The organism is Streptosporangium sp. NPDC005286 (assembly GCF_040607515.1).
Classification (GTDB): Bacteria; Actinomycetota; Actinomycetes; order Streptosporangiales; family Streptosporangiaceae; genus Streptosporangium.
The window spans coordinates 221,602-237,760 of record NZ_JBEXGU010000001.1; the positions used below are offsets into that span (position 1 = coordinate 221,602).

A 16,159-nucleotide genomic window follows, 5' to 3' on the forward strand; every position below is an offset into this window, starting at 1 on the left:
TTCCCCGGTGCTAGGAGAGCGCGAGCCGGAAACGGTCGGGTGCGCCGTCGAAGACACCGCCCGCCTGGTCGTCGGTCCCGTCCTGGCGGATCACGTCCTTGTCGGGGACGAGGATGTCCCTCACCACGAACGCCATCATGATCAGAATGGTGATCGCGCGGGCCCACACCGCGGTGAAGTAGGTGTCGCCGGCGATGCCCAACGCCTCGTTACCCGGCTGGATACCGACCAGATAGAGCCAGATCGCGAAGAAGTACCAGCACTCGGCGAGCTGCCAGAGCGCGATCGGCTTCCAGTTCGGCCTGGCCAGCACCGCGAAGGGGATCAGCCAGAGCACGTACTGCGGCGACCACACCTTGTTGGTCAGCATGAACGCGGCCAGGGTGAGGAAGCAGAGCTGCATCAGGCGCGGGCGGGTCCTGGCCGTCACGGTGAGCACGGCGATCGCCAGGCAGAACGCGGCGAGGGAGACGATGCCCAGCTTGTCGACGAGTTCGGCGTCACCGAGGATCGGCCACTGCTTCTGGTTGAAGAAGTACCAGAGCGAACCCCAGTCGGCCCCCCGCTCCTGGCTGAAGACGTAGAACCGCTTCCAGCCGTCGAAGGCGAACACCATGATCGGCACATTGACGACCAGCCAGGCTCCCACGACGCCGCCGAGCGTCTTGAGGAACGGCACCCACCTGCCGGTGCGCAGCGTCAGCAGGAACAGCGGGCCGAGGAACATCAGCGGGTAGAACTTGGTGGCGATCGCCAGGCCAAGCAGGATGCCGGCGAGCCACTGCCTCCGCTTCGACCAGGCCAGCAGCGCGCCCAGCGCGAGAGCGTTGGCCGCCAGGTCCCAGTTGATGTACGCGGTGAGGATCAGCCCGGGGGCCAGGGCGTACCAGAGCGCGTCCCAGCGCCTGGCCGGACCGGCCAGCGCGGCCATCAGCAACACGCCGACGACCAGGCAGATCGCCATGAGGATGACCGTGAGGTCGTAGAACGCCGTCCCCTGGTCGGTCATGGGGGCGACGATCCGGCGGAAGAACTCCATGATCCCGCCGATGCCGACGGGGTACTCGACCGGGTAGTCGAAATAAGGGATCTTGCCCTCGTTGAGCTTCTCGTTCCACCACAGGGGATAGATGTCGGTGTAACAGAAGTTCGTGAACTGCAGGGTCCCGTCGTTCCACGCCCCGCCGACGCGGCACGGCCACTTCCAGAACCAGGCCAGGATGGCCCCCAGCCCCGCGAACAGGGCCAGGGGCACGTACGGGATGGCCCGGGTGCCGAACTCCGATAGCGGGCGCCGCGACGTCAGGAGATCCTTCATCAGGGGCGTCGTCCGCTCGCGGCGGGTGTCGGCATGATCGCCGCGCCGGGCGCCCCGGGAGCCCCGACCGCGCCGGGGGCGCCGTTCTCGGTGATCTCGCCGTTCGGCGGACCGTCGCCCGAGCCGTCGTTGCCGATGTCGCAGGAACCGTCCCAGGGCAGGCACTCGCGGCCGTCGGGGTTGTCCGGCTCGCCGCCGCCGCCGTCGCTGGGCCAGTTGCCGCCACCGTCGCCGCTGTCGGGGAACGGATTGTCGTCCATGGTCGGCGTCGCGGTGGGCGTCGGCTTGGGCGTGGCCAGGTTGCTCTGCGAGCCGGTGTTGGCCCTCGGCGGGAACTGCTGGACCTCGTCCTTGGCGGTCACGGCCTGCATGTAGTCGTGCCAGATCTGGGTCGGGGTGCCACCACCGCCGATGAAGGAGGGCATGGACTCCTCCTTCCAGAGGATCTTCGAATCATCGATCTTGCGGTTCGGCAGGCCGTACTTGTCGACTTTGAGCTTGCGCGTCCCCGCCTTGTTGTAGGGCACGTCCTTGGACATACCGACCGCGGTGACGACCTGCGGGGTGAAACCGACGAACCAGGCGTCCTTGTAGCCGTTGTTCGTGCCGGTCTTGCCGGCCACCGGCCGCGAGCCGATGTTCGCGGTGGCGCCGGTGCCGCTCTTCACCACGGCCTGGAGCGCGACCGTCGCGTCGGCCGCGGACTCGGGGCTGATGATCTGCCGCACGGTGGCCTGCTCCGCGAGCACCAGGGAGCCGTCGATCTTGGTCACCTTGACGACGGTGTGCCAGTCGGCGTGCTTGCCCTCGTTGGCGAAGATCGAGTAGCCGGCGGCCTGCTCGACCGCGGTGACCGAGGCGCTGCCGATGGTGACCTGGAACTTCTGCTCGTCGACCGCGTAGTCGACCGCGTTCTTGCCGCCGTAGGAGGGGTTGTACTTGGCGGTCTCGCCGACCCCCGCCTCCTTGGCGATCCTCGCCACCTCGGGAAGCGTGACGACCTCACCCATCTGCACGAAGACCGTGTTGACCGAGCTGGCCATGGCCTTGATCATGTCGATCGCCCCGTACGCGGTGTTCCCCGAGTTGCTGATCGGGGTGGTGCCCGGCATCTTGATCGTGGCCATGCCGTCGACGTAGCTGTCGAGCGACCTGCCGCTCTCCAGCCAGGCCGCGAGCACGTAGGGCTTGAACGCCGAGGCCGCCTGCTTGGTGGAGTCGAAGGCGCGGTTGTTGAAGTCGTTGACGAAGTCGTCGCCGCTGTAGAAGGCGAGCACCCGGCCGTTCTTCGGATCCACCGAGGCGACACTGGCGTGGATGGTCGACTCCAGACCGGCGGTGCGGGCCTTCACCGCCTTCTGCGCCTCCTCCATCATCTTCTTGTCGAAGGTGGTGTAGACCTTGAGGCCCTCGGTCTCCAGCTTCTCCTGGGAGATCCCCCGCTGCTTGAGCTCCCGGAAGACGATGTTGAGCATGTAGCCCTTGATCCCCTTGAAGGTCTGCGAGACCTTGACCTTGGCGAACTTCAGGTCATCGAAGGAGCTTCCCGCGTACTTGCCGTACGCGGCGGGGTCGATCTCCGCCATGTTCCTCAGTGCGGCGCCGAAGCGCTCCTTGGTCGCGGCGTAGTTGCCGGCCTTCTCCTGGATGTCGAAGGCGTCGGGGTTCTGGATCCGGCCGGCCAGGTAGGCGCCCTCCTGCGGGGTCAGCTGGCCGATGTTCTTGCCGAAGAACGCCTTCGAGGCGGCCTGGATGCCGTACGCGCCGCGGCCGAAGTAGATGAGGTTGAGGTAGCGCTCAAGGATCTCGTCCTTCTCCAGCGTCTTGCTGATCTTGACGGCGACGAAGATCTCCTTGATCTTGCGCTGTACCGAGACCTCCTGGCTGAGGCCGTCGTAGTAGTTGCGGGCCATCTGCTGGGTGATGGTCGAGGCGCCCTGGAGCTGGGCTCCGCTGACCGTGCTCCACACCGAGCGGGCCATGCCGGTGAAGTCGATGCCGCTGTCGGTGCGGAAGCTCTTGTTCTCCAGGGCGATCACCGCGTCCTGGACGTGCTTGGGAATCTGGCTGATCTTCACCGGGGTGCGCTTGACGCCGAGGCGCGCGATCGGGGTCTTCTTGTCCCGGTAGTAGATCACGCTGCCCTGGTCGTTCACGCTGTCCTGCGCGGTCTCGGGGATCGGCGTGTTGGCGTAGGCCACCGCGATCATGCCGAAGACACCGGCGCTGAGGACCACGAAGCTGGCCATCACGATCTTCCAGTTGGGCAGGAAGCGCGTCCACCGCCTGGCCTTGGGCCCGTCCTCGCCGTCGCCGGGACCGTACCCCCCGGGGCCCCCCGGGCCCCCCGGGCCGCCCGGACCCTCTGGACCCCCCTGGCCTCCGGGACCGCCCGCGCCACGCCCGGCGCGGCGTCTGCGCGTGCCACCCTCACCGGACCTCGAACCGGCTCCCGCCTGGGCGGCGAGCATCGCCTGGGTGTCCTCGAACGCGGCCTCGGCCCGGCGGCCTGTCGGGTCGGTGTCACGGCGACGGAACTCACCGCCCCGCTGCTCGGGCTCGCGCGGGGGCATCCCGCCCGGAGCGCCCGCGTCCCGCCGGGGCTGGGCACCCGGGTGCTGGGGCGCGCCGCCGGCGTAGGGCATCCCGCCGGGCTGGGGCATCATCATGGTCCGGTTGTCGGCCCCCGCGCCCTGTGGCGGCCGACCTTGCTGCTGTTCCCAGCTCGCGCCGCCGGTTTGAGAGTTTTGTGAAGGGGGAACTGCACGGGGAGCGGCTCCTGGGCCTGAGCGACGGCGCCGCCCCTGACGAGCCGACCCGTCGGCGCCCTCCTGGCGCCCGTTCGGCTCCGGGTCATTGCTGTGGCTGTAACTCACGCGTCCTCGTTCGGTCATCGGGGTCTACGACGGCGTGCTGGCGGGCGAGACTACCTCCTGATCACCGGAGATCTCGCCGCCTTGGCTCACTGGTAGCCGGCCCATTCGGGTGGATCTCCGTTCCCGAGGACGAACGAGATCGTCAGCTGGTTTCGACAACAACCTTGGCAGACCTCTCCCACGTTGACGCGGGATTCCCCGTATTGGAAAGCGGTCCACGCCGCGCGGGGGCCGTGCCCCATTGCCGCCTGTTGTGACCACATAGGCGCCAGACTACGGCTTTTTGTTGTTTGCTCCCAACCTCTTGGGAAAGTCGCTGATTGCAGGGTTATGTTGAATGGACGTATCCTGCGGATGTATCGGCTCGATACATCGACGCGAGAGGTGGTGGTTTCCGGTGGCCGGCGGACGTGGCGGGGTGCTGGAGCTGGCCGTGCTCGGGTCGTTGCACGAGACCCCGCTCCACGGCTACGAGCTGCGCAAACGGCTCAACGCTCTGCTCGGCATGTTCCGGGCCTTCTCCTACGGCTCGCTCTATCCGTGCCTCCGCCAGTTGCTCACCGACGGACTGATCATCGAAGACGGCGATGCCGCCGCGGCCAACGCCGACAGCCCCATCGCGCTCCCCGGCCGCCGTTCGAAGATCGTCTACCGGCTGACCGCGGAGGGCAAAGAGCGCCTGCACGAGCTGCTCACCCAGGCCGGCCCTTCGGCCTGGGAGGACGAGAGCTTCGGCGTGCACTTCGCCTTCTTCAGACACACCGAGGCGGAGGTGCGCCTGCGCATCCTCGAAGGCCGGCGCAGCCGGCTCGAGGAACGCCTGGACGGCGTGCGCACGGCACTGGCCCGCACCCGTGAGCGGCTGGACAGCTACACCCTTGAGCTCCAGCGTCACGGTCTGGAGTCGGTCGAACGCGAAGTGCGCTGGTTGAATGAGCTGATCGCCACCGAACGGCGAGCGTCGCCGCCGGACGAGGAGCAGCGATCCGCGCGGGAGGAAACGTCCCGGGCGCCCGAGCCCGGAGCGGGCACGACGGGGCGGCCTGCCACCCCGGAAGACAACTGACCACCAAAGAACAAAAGGGGAGCGAGTGCCATGGGTTCGGTGCGCGTAGCCATTGTCGGTGTAGGCAACTGCGCCACGTCGCTCGTACAGGGCGTGCACTACTACCGGGACGCCGACCCCGGTGCCCGGGTGCCGGGCCTGATGCACGTCAAGTTCGGCGACTACCACGTCGGCGACGTCGAGTTCGTCGCGGCGTTCGACGTCGATGCCAAGAAGGTCGGCCGCGACCTGTCCGAGGCGATCGTGGCCTCGGAGAACAACACGATCAAGATCTGCGACGTACCGCCGCTGGGCGTCACGGTGCAGCGCGGCCACACCTTCGACGGTCTGGGCGAGTACTACCGGGAGATGGTCGAGGAGTCGGACGAGACTCCGGTCGACGTCGTTCAGGTCCTCAAGGACAGCAAGGTCGACGTGCTCGTCTCCTACCTGCCGGTGGGCTCGGAGGATGCCGACCGCTTCTACGCCCAGTGCGCCCTCGACGCGAAGGTCGCGTTCGTCAACGCGCTGCCGGTGTTCATCGCCTCCGACCCCACCTGGGCCCAGAAGTTCGTCGACGCCGGCGTCCCGATCGTCGGTGACGACATCAAGTCACAGGTCGGGGCGACGATCACGCACCGCGTGATGGCCAAGCTGTTCGAGGACCGCGGCGTCGAGCTGCTCCGCACGTACCAGCTGAACTTCGGCGGCAACATGGACTTCATGAACATGCTGGAGCGCAAGCGCCTGCAGTCCAAGAAGATCTCCAAGACCCAGTCGGTCACCTCGCAGATCCCGCACGAGATGCGGAAGGCCGACGTGCACATCGGTCCTTCCGACCACGTGCCGTGGCTCGACGACCGCAAGTGGGCGTACGTGCGCCTGGAGGGCAGGTCCTTCGGCGACACACCCCTCAACCTGGAGTACAAGCTGGAGGTCTGGGACTCCCCCAACTCCGCCGGCATCATCATCGACGCGGTCCGCGCCGCCAAGATCGCCCTTGACCGGGGCGTCTCGGGGCCGATCCTGTCGGCCTCCTCGTACTTCATGAAGTCCCCGCCGGAGCAGTACTCCGACGATGAGGCGCGCGAGTACGTGGAGAAGTTCATCCGCGGCGAGGTCGAGCGCTGACCGATCGGCGCCCGCTCACGGCGAGAGCCCCCGACCCGGGTGAACGGGTCGGGGGCTCTCGCCATATGAGGATCGCCGGCGGGCTCCCGCGTCAGCGGGCGGCGGGTGGGAGGTCGGCGGGGTCGGCGGCCCGCCAGGCGAGCGGGTCCGCGCCAAGCTCGATCAGCTGGGGGACCTGCTCGCGGCACCACGGGGAGATCGCCAGGCGGTCGCCGAGCACCCCGTCGGTGAACTCCTTCCACGGCATCCAGCGCACGTCCTCGACCTCGTCGGGGTTGGGCACGGCCTCGGAGGCGGCGATCACCCGGTAGACCGGGCACAACTCCCGCTCCACGATGCCGCTGTCCATGACCGCGCGATAGGAGAAGCGCGGCAGAAGCAGGTCGACCTGGCCGGCCGCGAGGCCCAGCTCATGGGAGAGCCTGCGGGTCACCGCCGCGGCGAGCGGCTCGCCCGGCAGGGGGTGACCGCAACAGCTGTTGGTCCACACCCCCGGCCAAGTGATCTTGTGCAGTGCGCGTCGGGACAGCAGAACCTGCCCCTGCTCGTCGAACACGTAACTGGAGAAGGCCAGGTGGAGAGGAGTGTCGGGACCGTGCACCGTGGCCTTGGCCGCCGTGCCGATCGCGTTCCCCGCACTGTCGACGAGCACAACGTGTTCATCAGGTGTCACTCGACCGAGGGTACGTGATCATGTTGGTTTACCGCGCCCCACTTGACGATACGTAGGTAAAGGTCGGTAATGCTCACCCGCACATTCAGGGATGTTCCCGATGCCCATCGGGGTCGGTCCCCCATAGGCTGAGCGGGTGTCTTTCATATCCGACCTACGTGTGGTCCTGGAAGGTCGGGACTTCCGGAGGCTGTACGGGACCCGCCTCGTCTCGCAGTTCTCCGACGGGATCTTCCAGTTCGCCGTGGCCGGATTCGCGTTCTTCAGCCCGGAGAAGAGCACGAGCGCGGTGGAGATCGCCGCCGGCCTGGCCGTGCTGCTACTGCCGTACTCGATCCTGGGCCCCTTCGCCGGGGTGTTCATCGACCGCTGGTCACGACGGCAGATCCTGGTCATCGCGCCGCTGGTCCGCGGGACACTGCTGCTCGCGGCCGCGGCGCTGGTCGCCGCGGACGCCCCTGACGCGATCTTCTACGCCGCCGCGCTCGGCGTGCTCGGGGTGAACCGGTTCTTCCTGGCCGCGCTGGGAGCCTCGCTCCCGCACGTCGTGCCGGCCGACCGGCTGATGGTCGCCAACGCGGTCACCCCGACCTCGGGAACCGTGCTCACCTTCGTGGGCGTGGGCGCCGGCTACCTGCTCCGAGCGATCTTCGGCTCCGACCACCGGGGGACGGCGGTACTGCTGGTCGTCTCCGGCCTCATCTTCGGGCTCAGTGCGCTCATCGCCAGGACCATGGACCGGCGGCTGCTCGGCCCCGCCTACGATCCCAACCGCCCGCAGGCCCGCGAGGCGGTGCGCCACGTGCTGAGCGGCCTGATCGACGGCGCACGGCACCTGGTACGCCACCGGGCCGCCGCCGCGGCGATGGGCGCGATGACCACCCACCGGTTCGTCTACGGCATGTGCACGGCGATGCTCGTGATGCTGTCGCGCTACTACTTCGCCGAGAACGCCGAGGACGCGCTGAACGCGGTCTCCGTCGTGGTCGCCACCTCCGGGCTCGGCTACTTCCTGGCCATCCTGATCACCCCCTGGGCCACCGAGCGCTTCGGCATCGAGCGGTGGGTTCCGGCCATGCTGGTCACCGCCGGGGTGCTGACGTTCGCACTCTGCGTGCCGTTCCAGCAGTGGGGGTTCGCAGCCGCGGGCCTCGTGCTCGGCATCGCCGGACAGAGCATCAAGATCTGCGCGGACACCGCGGTCCAGCGGGACGTCGAGGACGCCTATCTGGGCCGGGCCTTCTCCATCTACGACATGCTCTTCAACGGCAGCTATGTGCTGGCCGCCGCCCTGGCCGCGGCGCTGCTCCCGGCGGACGGCAGATCGACGCTCGTGCTGGTGGTCATCGCCGCCGGATACCTCGCGGGCGCGGTGGCATACCGGGCCGTCACGCCTGCCCGAGTGATCGAGCCGCTGCCGTCATCGCCGTCGTGACCGTCTCCAGGTCGTCGTCGCCGATCGAGTAGGGCGGCATCGCATAGAGCAGGCGGCCGAACGGGCGGAGCCAGACGCCGTGCCGCATGACGACGTCCTGGACGGCGGGGACGTCGACGGGCTCGCGGGTCTCGATCACCCCGATCGCGCCGAGGACCCGCACCTGACGCACGCCCGGCGCCTCCGCGGCCCCCGCCAGGCCCGCGCGGAGACCGGCCTCGATCCGGCGGACCTCCTCGCGCCACGGGCGTTCCTCCAGGAGATCCAGCGAGGCGTTCGCGACCGCCGTGGCCAGCGGGTTGCCCATGAAGGTCGGCCCGTGCATCAGCACCCCGACACCCCGGGCCACCCGCTCGGTGCACAGCGTCGCGGCCAGCGACAGGTAACCGCCGGTCAACGCCTTGCCCAGGCACATGATGTCGGGCCTGATCCCGGCGTGGTCGCAGCCGAACAGCTCTCCGGTCCTGCCGAATCCGGTGGCGATCTCGTCGGCGATCAGCAGGACGCCGTGCTCGTCGGCCAGCTCGCGGAGCAGGCGCAGGTAGGCCGGGTGGTAGAAGTGCATGCCGCCCGCCCCCTGGACCACCGGCTCCACGATGATCGCGGCCAGTTCATGGGCGTGCCTGGCGAGAAGGTCCGCCAGCCGGGCCGCGTAGGCCTCGTCGTACTCGCGCGGCGGCCGGTCGGCGAACACGTGTTCGGTCAGCACACCGGAGAACAGGTGGTGCATGCCGTTGACCGGGTCGCAGACCGACATCGCCCCGAAGGTGTCGCCGTGGTAGCCGCCCCTGACCGTGAGCAGCCTGCTCCTGCCGGTGAGCTGGAACGCCATTTTGATCGCCACCTCGACGGCGACCGACCCCGAGTCTGCGAGGAACACCTTCGGCAGACCGGTCATGGCGGCGAGCCTGCGGGCCAGCCGCACGGCGGGCTCGTGGGTGAGCCCGCCGAACATGACGTGCGCCATGTCCTCCAGCTGGTCCCGCAGCGCCCGGTTGAGCTCGGGGTGGTTGTAACCGTGGATGGCCGCCCACCACGACGACATGCCGTCGACGAGCTCGCGCCCGTCGGCGAGCGTCAGCCGCACCCCCTCCGCGCGGGAGACCACGTGCGGCGCCACCGGCTGGGGCACGGCCGCGTAGGGGTGCCACACGTGCTCCCGGTCGAGTGCGGCGACATGGCCGGAGACCTCGGGGCCCGCGGTCCGGTCAGGAGTGCCGCTCAGGGGTCACCTCGTTCGCCCGCGCCCACTCGCGGAGGGCGTCCGCGGCAGCATCCTTGCCGAGAACCCCCTCGTCCAGGCGCATGTCCAGGAGGAATTTGTAGGCGCGGCCCACGACCGGGCCCGGCGGGACACCGAGGATCTCCTGGATCTCGTTGCCGTCGAGCTCGGGGCGGATCTTGCCGAGTTCCTCCTCCTCGGCCAGCCTGGTGATCCGCTCCTCCAGCTGGTCGTAGGTCTGCGACAGGACCTGGGCCTTGCGCCGGTTGCGGGTGGTGCAGTCGGCGCGGGTCAGCTTGTGCAGGCGCTCAAGCAGGTGCCCGGCGTCACGGACGTAACGGCGCACCGCCGAGTCGGTCCACTCGCCCGTGCCGTACCCGTGAAAGCGCAGATGCAGCTCCACCAGGCGGGAGACGTCGGCCACCACGTCCTTGGGGAACTTCAGCTCCGTCATCCGCTTCCTGGCGAGCTGTGCGCCGACCACCTCGTGGTGGTGGAAGGAGACCCGGCCGCCGGGCTCGTGGCGGCGGGTCTTCGGCTTGCCCACGTCGTGCAGGATCGCGGCCCAGCGCAGGATCCGGTCGGGACCGTTCTCCTCCAGGTCGATCGCCTGTTCGAGCACGATCAGCGAGTGCTCGTAGACGTCCTTGTGCCGGTGGTGCTCGTCGATCTCCAGGCGGAGCCTGGGCACCTCGGGCAGCACGTGGCCGGCGAGCCCCGACTCGACGAGGATCTTCAGCCCCTCGCGGGGGTGATCGCCGCCGATGAGCTTGTCCAGCTCGTCGCGGATGCGCTCGGCGGAGACGATGTCGATCCGGTCGGCCATCGCGTCCATCGCGGCGAGCGCCGCCTCATCGACGGCGAAACCGAGCTGGCTGGCGAACCTGGCCGCGCGCAGCATCCGCAGCGGGTCGTCGCCGAAGGAGCGCTCGGGGGGGCCGGGGGTGCGCAGCAGCCTGGCGTGCAGGTCGTCGAGGCCGCCGTACGGGTCGACGAACTCGCGGGACGGCAGGCGCAGCGCCATCGCGTTGATCGCGAAGTCACGCCGGGCCAGGTCGCCCTCCAGCGTCTCGCCGTAGGCGATCTCGGGCTTGCGCGACTTGGGATCGTACGACTCGCTGCGGTAGGTGGTGATCTCCAGCAGCCACCCGTCCTTGCGGACGCCGACGGTGCCGAAGTCGATGCCGATCGTCCAGACGGAGTCGGCCCAGTCGCGGACGAGCTCCAGGACCGTCTCGGGCCTCGCGTCCGTGGTCAGGTCGAGATCGTTGCCGATCCTGCCCAGGAAGACATCGCGTACGGAGCCGCCGACAAGGGCTATCTGGTAACCCTTGGCGGCGAACAGCTCGCCAAGCTCGTCCGCCACAGGAGCGATCTTCCGGAACAGCTCGCTCATGTCGTGGCGCTGGCTCTGGGTCAGATTTGAAAGGGACAAGCCGGGTAGGTCCTTCGGTTACGGAACATGTTCCCCTGCGGGGATACACCTGAAGCGATCACCAGGTTACGGTCAGTCAGGAGAACCTCGGGGGCCGTGCGTCGAGGCAAGGAGCACACACATGAAGGATGCGCTCGCGATCCACCGCTGGCTCCTCGCACACCAGGTCCATCATGAGATCGTACGCCTTCCGCGCGCGATGACATGCTCGGACGAACTGCCCGAGGTGCTTTCCGCGAGCCCCGCCATCTGCCTGGCGGTCACGGTCTACGAGGTCACGACGCGAATCGCCCGCGAGCCCGTGGCGATCGTCACCTCCGTCGGCTCCCCTCCGCGCCCCGGCCTGATCGGCGGCATCCTGGGTGCGCGGCGGGTCCGGCCGGCCTCGGCCTTCACCGTCAACTCCGCCACCGACTACGCCTCGGGCCTGGTCTGCCCGCTGCTGCTGCCCGCCACGCTGACCGTGCTGGTGGACGAGCGACTCACCGACATCGCCACGTCCGTCTACGCGCCCACCGGGGAGCGTCACACGGCACTCCTGATCCGTGCGGACCACCTGCTCACCCTGGTTTCCGGCAGGGTCGTCGATCTGACTCGCCAGGATTCCCGGAGGGAGGCGGCGACCTTTCCCCTCGCCGGTTAGGCCATACCATTACGGGCGTGCGCCGTACTCGACCCCTGGCCGGCACGTGATCCGCAAGGTCATGCTGCTCGCCCTGCTCGCCACCACGCTGCTCCTGCCCGCGGCCGTGGTCGTTTCCGGTACGGCGAACGCGCAGACGACCGCGGCGAGCCGGCTGAGTCTCCAGATCGTGATGGAGGCCATCGGCCCCGACGTCCCCCGGGAACCGACCACCGAGATCAAGGTCTCCGGATCACTGGTCAACTCGGGCACCGAGACCATGAACGGGCTGCGCATCCAGATGCGCTACTCGCCCCAGCCGTTCGCCCAGCGCGGCGACATCGAGGCGTACCAGTCGGGGCAGAGCCTCCAGCCGAGCGCCTGGCGCGACCAGCGCTACGTCCAGACCTCGATCGCGCCCTCGGGGAAGACACCGTGGGAGTTCATCTTCACCCCGCAACTGCTGGGCATCTCCCGCTTCGGCGTCTATCCGATCATGATCGAGGTGCTCGACACCTTCAACCAGCAGGTCGCCACCCTGCGGACCCTGGTGACCTACATGCCCAGGGAGACCAGGGTGGCCCGCACCCGGCTCGCCATGGTGCTGCCCATCGTCGACCAGCCGCGCCGGAGCGGTGACGGCGTCTTCGCAGACGAGGGACTGCCCGCGGCCATGGCCCCCGGCAAGCGCCTCGGCGACCTGCTCAAGATCGCCCAGGACACCTCCTCGGCCAAGGGCCTCACCTGGGTGGTCGACCCCGCCCTGCTCGACGACGCGCGGGCCATGGGCAGGCCGCACGCGGTCAGGTCCAAGAACCGCACCCAGCAGCGTCCCGCGACACCCGCGGCCGCCCAGTGGCTGAGCGACTTCCGCGAGGCCGTCGCGGACCACCCGGTGATGGCCACCCCCTACGGCGACCCCGACGTGGCGGCCCTCGCCCACAACGGCGTCGACAACGCCACCGCGACCGGTATCAACGCGGCCAGGATCATCGGCAAGGAGACCCTCGGCCGCGATGTGATCACCAACGTGAACTGGCCGTTGGGTGGTCTGATCGACTACGACGGGCTGGACCTGCTGGCCACCGGCGGCGTCGACACCGTGCTGCTGAACGTGCTCAACCTGCCGCCGGTGACGCCCCCGGTCACCACCCCCGACGCCTCGGCGACCCTGGAGAGCGTGAACGGCCCGGTCACCGCCCTGGTCGCCGACGCGAAGCTGAGCGAGACCGTCGGCGCGGACACCTCCGCCCCCGGCTCGGCGCTGATGAACCGCCAGCGGTTCATCGCGGAGACGGCGATGATCAGCGCGGAGCCCGTCAGCACGGCCAGGACCGTGATCGCCGTTCCGCACCGCCGCTGGGACCCCGACCCCAGGTACGTGACCAACCTGATCGAGACCGCCGCCGGCCTGCCCTGGCTGCTGCCCGTCGGGCTCGACGCGGTCAAGCGCGGCAAGGGTGCCCCGACACCGCGGGCCGACCTGACCTACACCGACCAGAACCGGCGGGCGGAGCTCCCCAAGCAGTACCTGACGGGCGTCAAGAAGGTCGGCGCCCGCGCCGACCTGACCGCCGCGATCACCACCGCCCAGGATCTCGACGTCTTCGACCTGGCGCTGCTCCGCCTGACCTCTTCGGCCTGGCGCGGCAGGACCGCCGCCGCGGCGCCGTACGTCCAGCAGGTCGCGGAGGCGATCGACGGCCGGATCGCCATGGTCTCCATCACCGGCAGCGAGCAGTCGCGCCTGCGCACTCTGGCCGGCAGCAACGGCGATGTGCCGATCAGCGTGCGCAACGAGCTGAGCGGTGAGGCCAGCCGGGTCGCGGTCCGCCTCAAGGTCACCTCCGACCAGCCCAGGCTACTGAAGATCGAGCCGTACGTGGACCAGTTGATGATCCTCGGCGGCCAGAGCCAGACCATCCGGATCCCGATGACCTCGACCGCCAGCGGCCAGACCACGGTGACGGTACAGCTCACCACCGACGACGGCCGCAAGTACGGCAAGCCGGTCGAGCTGACCGTGCGGACCACCGGATACACCGGGGTCGCTCTGGTGATCGTGGGGGCGGCCCTCGTGGTGATGCTGGCCGCCGTCGTCATGCGCGTGCTGCGCCGGCGGGGAGGCCGCCGCCCCGCGGCCGCTCCCCCGCCGAAGCGCGATCGCGAGCCGGCCGGCACCGAGTCCTGACACCCAGCGGAGGAATGGCGCATGAGCAGGGTCCTGCGCGCGAGCGCGATCATGGCGGCGGGGACGATGGTCTCCCGCGTCACCGGCTTCGTCCGGACGGCGGTGCTCGCCGCGGCCATCGGGACCTTCGCTCTGGGCGACGCCTACAACGTGGCCTACACGATCCCGTTCACCCTGTTCGACCTGCTCATCGGCGGGATTCTGAGCAGCGTCGTGGTCCCGATGATCATCCGGCGGCAGCAGGCCGACCCCGACGGCGGCCGGGCCTACGAGCAGCGACTGATGACGATCGGGTTCGTCACGCTGACGCTGCTGGCGGTGGTCGCGGTGCTGCTGGCCAGGCCGCTGATCGGCCTCTACAGCACCGACTGGAGTCCTCGGCAGACCGAGGTGGCGGTGCGGCTGGCGCAGTTCATCCTCCCGCAGATCGCCTTCTTCGGGGTCGGCGCGATCGCCGGCGCGATTCTCAACACCCGGGACAGGTTCGCCGCGCCGATGTGGGCGCCGGTGCTGAACAACATCGTGATGATCGGCATCGCGGTCGTCTACTACGTGAAACTGGGCGGTGCGGGCACCGACGTCAACACGATCAGTGACGCCGACCTGGCGCTGCTCGGGCTCGGCACCACCGCCGGCATCGTGGCGCAGTGCGCGGTGCTGGTCGTCGCGCTGCACCGGGTCGGCTTCCGCTTCCGGCCCAGGTTCGACCTGCGCAACGCCGGGCTCGGTGAGATGGGCAGGACCGCGGCCTGGACCTTCGCGTACGTGGGGATCAGCCAGCTGGGCTTCCTGGTCACCACCAAGCTGGCGACCGGTGCGGGCCAGCGGGCGCCCGGTGCGGGAAACGCCGCCTACGCCTATGCCTACCAGCTCTTCCAGCTCCCGTACGGGATCATCGCGGTCTCGGTGATCACCGCGATGCTGCCCCGGATGAGCAGGGGCGTGGCCGGGGGAAACCTGGAGGCGGTCCGGGAGGAGTTCTCCTCGGGGGTGCGGCTGATCTCGGTGCTCCTCGTGCCCGCCGGGCTGCTGCTGATGGTGCTCGGCCCCGCGGTGACCGTACTGATCTTCTCATGGGGCAACATGACCGTCGACTCGGCGGTCTACATCGGCAACGTGCTGCAGGTCTTCGGTCTGGCACTGGTGCCCTTCTCGATCTTCCAGCTCCTGCTGCGCGTCTTCTACTCCTTCGGCGACACCCGCACCCCGGTCTTCCTGGCCGTCGGCAACGTGACGGTCAACGCCACGCTCAGCCTGGTGGCCTACTTCGCCCTGCCGGCGAAGTACATCGTGATGGGCCTGGCCCTCGCGTTCACCATCGCCTACGTGGTGGGCAGCGCGGTCGCCTGGGTGCTGGCCTCGCGCCGGGTGGCGGGCCTGGGAGGGCGCAAGGTGGCCGCCGGGCTGTCCCGGATGTACCTGGCCTCGCTGCCGGCGGCGGCGCTCGCGCTCGGCGTGCTCTGGATCACGCAGGAACTCACCGGGCTGGACGCGCTGAGCGCCGCCATCATGCTGGCGGCGGGCGGCGGACTCGGTATGGTTCTTTACTTGGCGATCGCCCACCGGATGCGCATCCCCGAAGTGAGCTCGATCGTTGGAATGGTGGCAGGACGGGTAGGCCGGTAACCCAAAGACTTGTCTCAAACGTCTGACAAGGCGAACACGGGCGGAACCGGCGCGGGACTACCATGGTGCGACACGTGTGGTGACATGCGGCTAATGGAAGCAGGAGGGCGTGGGCGGATCCACCCGGCATCATGTGATGTGTCTTGATGTGCCGACCTGGCGTGGTGCTGTCGTGTTCTCAGTTTCGGAGTCCTCATGAGTTCTCCCACCGTCGAGCCCGGCACCAAGCTGGCCGAGCGCTTCCGGCTCGAAGACCGCGTCCACGAGTCCGGTGGCGCCACGCTGTGGAAGGCCATCGACGAGGTGCTCGCCCGACCCGTCGCCGTCCACACCTTCGACCCCGACTTCCCGCGCCTGAACGAGGTCGTCACGGCGGCCCGGGTGGCCAGCCGGCTGACCGACCCCCGTCTCACCCAGGTCTTCGACGCGACCGAGGACGACGGCCACTCCTACGTGGTCAGCGAGTGGGTGAGCGGTGAGACCTTCGGCGACATGATCGCGGGCGGCCCGCTCGACCCCCAGCGGGCCCCCGCCCGGGTGGCCCCGGGCGCCCCGGCGCGGGCGCACCCGCCCCCGGCGCACCAC

At 69.1% G+C, this 16,159-nt stretch carries 11 protein-coding genes and 1 pseudogene; 7 read left to right on the forward strand and 5 right to left on the reverse strand.

What is annotated here, in order from left to right:
- Positions 1–10: 10 nt before the first annotated feature.
- Complete coding sequence (locus ABZU75_RS01075; RefSeq protein ID WP_355547732.1) at positions 11–1,318, reverse strand: glycosyltransferase 87 family protein; 1,308 nt, start codon at positions 1,316–1,318, stop codon at positions 11–13.
- The gene (locus ABZU75_RS01080; RefSeq protein ID WP_355547735.1) at positions 1,318–3,987 is read right to left on the reverse strand and encodes a transglycosylase domain-containing protein; all 2,670 of its coding nucleotides are present in this window, start codon (positions 3,985–3,987) and stop codon (positions 1,318–1,320) included. Before ABZU75_RS01080 ends, ABZU75_RS01075 begins: the two co-directional genes overlap by 1 nt.
- Positions 3,988–4,591: 604 nt before the next feature.
- On the opposite strand from ABZU75_RS01080, the gene ABZU75_RS01085 reads away from it, so the two are divergent.
- A complete protein-coding gene (locus ABZU75_RS01085) occupies positions 4,592–5,260 on the forward strand; it encodes a PadR family transcriptional regulator (protein ID WP_355547739.1) in 669 nt (222 codons plus the stop codon).
- Positions 5,261–5,290: 30 nt separating this feature from the next.
- Positions 5,291–6,370: an inositol-3-phosphate synthase gene (locus ABZU75_RS01090; RefSeq protein WP_355547742.1), complete on the forward strand. Its 1,080-nt coding sequence runs from the start codon at positions 5,291–5,293 to the stop codon at positions 6,368–6,370.
- A 91-nt stretch (positions 6,371–6,461) separates the two neighbouring features.
- Here the strand turns inward: ABZU75_RS01090 and idi are convergent, their stop codons facing one another.
- Positions 6,462–7,043, reverse strand: a complete 582-nt coding sequence (idi, locus tag ABZU75_RS01095; protein ID WP_355547745.1) for an isopentenyl-diphosphate Delta-isomerase — start codon at positions 7,041–7,043, stop codon at positions 6,462–6,464.
- Between the two features lie 136 nt (positions 7,044–7,179).
- Here idi and ABZU75_RS01100 point away from each other — a divergent pair, with 136 nt between their 5' ends.
- Positions 7,180–8,478, forward strand: coding sequence for an MFS transporter (locus ABZU75_RS01100; protein ID WP_355547748.1), 1,299 nt, complete (start codon positions 7,180–7,182; stop codon positions 8,476–8,478).
- On the opposite strand, the gene ABZU75_RS01105 is transcribed toward ABZU75_RS01100, so the two are convergent.
- Both ABZU75_RS01105 and ABZU75_RS01110 read right to left on the reverse strand, forming a co-directional pair.
- A complete protein-coding gene (locus ABZU75_RS01105; RefSeq protein WP_355547751.1) occupies positions 8,432–9,631 on the reverse strand; it encodes an adenosylmethionine--8-amino-7-oxononanoate transaminase in 1,200 nt (399 codons plus the stop codon). The genes ABZU75_RS01100 and ABZU75_RS01105 overlap by 47 nt on opposite strands.
- A gap of 55 nt (positions 9,632–9,686) precedes the next feature.
- Positions 9,687–11,096, reverse strand: coding sequence for a CCA tRNA nucleotidyltransferase (locus tag ABZU75_RS01110; protein WP_355547773.1), 1,410 nt, complete (start codon positions 11,094–11,096; stop codon positions 9,687–9,689).
- 160 nt (positions 11,097–11,256) lie between these two features.
- Here ABZU75_RS01110 and ABZU75_RS01115 point away from each other — a divergent pair, with 160 nt between their 5' ends.
- The 4 genes and pseudogenes from ABZU75_RS01115 to ABZU75_RS01130 form a co-directional block, all read left to right on the forward strand.
- The gene (locus ABZU75_RS01115) at positions 11,257–11,778 is read left to right on the forward strand and encodes a YbaK/EbsC family protein (RefSeq protein ID WP_355547754.1); all 522 of its coding nucleotides are present in this window, start codon (positions 11,257–11,259) and stop codon (positions 11,776–11,778) included.
- A gap of 46 nt (positions 11,779–11,824) precedes the next feature.
- Entirely contained in the window at positions 11,825–13,948 is a 2,124-nt protein-coding gene (locus ABZU75_RS01120; RefSeq protein WP_355547757.1) for a DUF6049 family protein, read from the forward strand.
- 21 nt (positions 13,949–13,969) lie between these two features.
- The gene (gene murJ, locus ABZU75_RS01125) at positions 13,970–15,574 is read left to right on the forward strand and encodes a murein biosynthesis integral membrane protein MurJ (protein ID WP_355547760.1); all 1,605 of its coding nucleotides are present in this window, start codon (positions 13,970–13,972) and stop codon (positions 15,572–15,574) included.
- Between the two features lie 195 nt (positions 15,575–15,769).
- Positions 15,770–16,159 (forward strand): annotated as a pseudogene (locus tag ABZU75_RS01130) (serine/threonine protein kinase); the annotation flags it as partial.